Source organism: Pseudonocardia sp., assembly GCF_025965585.1.
Taxonomy (GTDB): Bacteria; Actinomycetota; Actinomycetes; order Mycobacteriales; family Pseudonocardiaceae; genus Pseudonocardia.
Genome location: NZ_JAOPWR010000289.1, coordinates 1 through 2591, shown reverse-complemented (window position 1 = coordinate 2591; position 2591 = coordinate 1). Strand labels below are relative to the sequence as shown.

The following is a 2591-nucleotide window of genomic DNA, read 5'->3' as shown; positions in this document are numbered from 1 at the left end:
TCGCTGCGCAGCGAGCGGATACCGGAATTGAGCACCGCCAGCAGGGGCACGGCCAGCAGCGCGCCGGCGATCCCGCCGACGAGCAGCCCGGTGGCGATCGCGAGGACCACGGCCAGTGGGTGCAGCTTCACCGCGCGGCCCAGCAGCAGCGGCTGGAGGACGTGGCTCTCCAGCTGCATGATCGCGATGATGATCGCCAGGACGATGAGGGCGGTGATCGGTCCGCGGGCGACCAGCGCGACAAGCACCGCGGCACCGCCGGCGACGACCGCCCCGATGATCGGGATGAACGCGCCCAGAAACACCAGCGCTGCCAACGGCACGGCCAGCGGCACGCCGAGCACTCCCAACCCGATACCGATCGCGACCCCGTCCACGACCGCGACGGCGGCGGTCGCGCGGACGTAGCTCACCAATGCTGCGATCCCGCGGCGCCCGGCGACATCGACTCGTGTCCGAACCTGCTCGGGTACCACCCCGAGCAGGAACTGCCAGATCCCCAGGCCGCCCTGCAGGAAGAAGATCAGGGTGAACACCACCAGCAGGATCTCGGTGAGCAGCTCGCCGAGGGTGGCCGCGGTGCTCAGAGCGCCTGTGGTGATGGCCGCCTGGTTCGCGCTCAACGTGGCCAGAGCTTGCTGTTGCGCCCCGGACAGCTGCGCCGCGCTGAGCTTGAGGGGCCCGGTGGTCAACCAACCCACGATCGAATCGACGCTCGCGCTGAGCTGGGTACCGAGCTCGGGCACACCGGCGACGAAGGTGGTGACCACGAAGCTCAGCACCCCCCCGAGCAGGGCCAGCCCGCCGATCATCACCAGCGCGGTGGCGACACCGCGGGGCACTGCGCGGGTGTGCAGCCAGCCGACCGCAGGGGACAACAGCGCGGCGAGCAGCAGCGCGATCGCCACCGGCACCACCACCGCGGCGAGGTAGGCCACCACCTGCCCGATGACGTAGAGCGCCGCGGCCACCACCAACAGCCGCCACCCCAGCGCGGCGCTGACGCGCAACACCCGGGGGACCTCGCCCGTACCTTCGGCTGGTGGTCTGACGGGTGACGGTCCGACGCTCGATGGCCCGACCTGGGACCGGTGATGGCGCCCCGACAAAGTTGAGCGCACACCCGAAGATGCGCTCGGGGCCGGGATTGGGGCGGGGATGGGCGGAGTGGGTCGTTCAGCGCTCACCGTCGCGGCTCCCTGGTCGGTACGACTGTGCTATCCGCCGGTGATCGGCGCTACCCCTTGATCGCCTCGACGCCGTCATCGCGCGGACGACTCCGGTGCAGCGTCTCGATGGCAAACAGGTGGGTCTGACTCTCGCACGGCTGATCAAGGACGTAGAGACTTGTGGATTGCTACCCCGATCAACACTCCGCACACGGCGCCTGCAGTGACGTCGGTCGGCCAATGGGCCCGGGTGCGGATCCGACTGTAGGCCACGCCGAGGGCGAGGGGTGTCATTGCCGTACCCCATCGGCGGTGGCGCGCGATGACGGCGGTCGTGAAGGCGGCGGCGACCGCGGTGTGAGCCGATGGAAAGGACGACGACGTCGGCTTGTGCACGAGCGCCTGATAGGCCGGTAGTTCTGCGGCGGGGGGCCGTCGCCGGCGCACCAGGCGCCCGATCACATGGGCCGTCGCCGTGGCCAGCACGACCGCCACGGCACCGTCCCGTGCCGCAAGACGCGGCGGGCCGGGTCGGCGGGCCATCACAGCGGCGATCGCGAGCCACAACGCTCCGCCTCCGGTGACGGCGCTCAGCGTCGTGACCACCCACGACGGACGATCGGGGGAGAGCAGGGAGCTGTGCTCCACCGCGGCCGACTCGCGGTTGGTCACTTGCTCAGCGAAGGGCGGTGGCATGAAGTACTCCCGTCGAGTGGCCGGCACGATCAACCACGATCAGCACTGAGCCTGCGCGCGGACCTGCTTCGGCGATGGATGGTCGTCCGACGCCGACCGCGGTCGAGCCGCCACAGCCGCCGTCGCTGGGTGATCCGAGCCACCGCCTAGGCCGGTTACCGCGTCGTGCTGCGGCTCTGCGTCCTCTTCTACGGGTTCACTCGTGGCCCGTCGCGTTCAGACACGCGCTCCGCGACCGCGGACGAAGTGGACGATCGCCACGATGACGGCGATCACGATGAGGACGTGGATGAACGCGCCAACGTGCAGGACGAGGAAGCCGAGCAGCCAGAGAACCAGCAACACAGCGGCGATGGCGAGCAACATGTTCGTCTCCATTCACGGTGAGGTCGTGCTGAGGAAAATGTTCCCGTGCTGCTAGATCCTCAAACCAAGCGCTGTCTTGACCGAATGATGGGATTCTCATTGCCGGAACATCGCCGGCGTGCCTCGGCAACGACCAGTCCGACCACCGCGATCGGGACGATCGCCGAGATGGGTCGTCGACCTTCGCCGTCGACCGCGCCCTGGCCGAGAGCGTCGACACCCGGCTCCACTTCGTGGCCGGCCCGGGCGCGCGTTCAGGTACGGCCCCTCCCGCTATGACCACGACTGCCCCGTGTCGTTGATCTCGGGTACAGAGCCTTCTGGAACTCGATCGCGCCACGGCCATCGGTGACCTGGGAG

At 69.2% G+C, this 2591-nt stretch carries 3 protein-coding genes; all 3 read right to left on the bottom strand.

The window, feature by feature from the left end; translation table 11 throughout:
• On the bottom strand, nt 1-1013 hold a 1013-nt coding region (locus JWR81_RS18095; protein ID WP_297653764.1), incomplete at its 3' end, for an AI-2E family transporter.
• 318 nt (nt 1014-1331) lie between these two features.
• The gene (locus JWR81_RS18090) at nt 1332-1892 is read right to left on the bottom strand and encodes a phosphatase PAP2 family protein (protein WP_297653767.1); all 561 of its coding nucleotides are present in this window, start codon (nt 1890-1892) and stop codon (nt 1332-1334) included.
• Between the two features lie 189 nt (nt 1893-2081).
• A complete protein-coding gene (locus tag JWR81_RS18085; RefSeq protein WP_297653759.1) occupies nt 2082-2231 on the bottom strand; it encodes a lmo0937 family membrane protein in 150 nt (49 codons plus the stop codon).
• Nucleotides 2232-2591 lie beyond the last annotated feature (360 nt).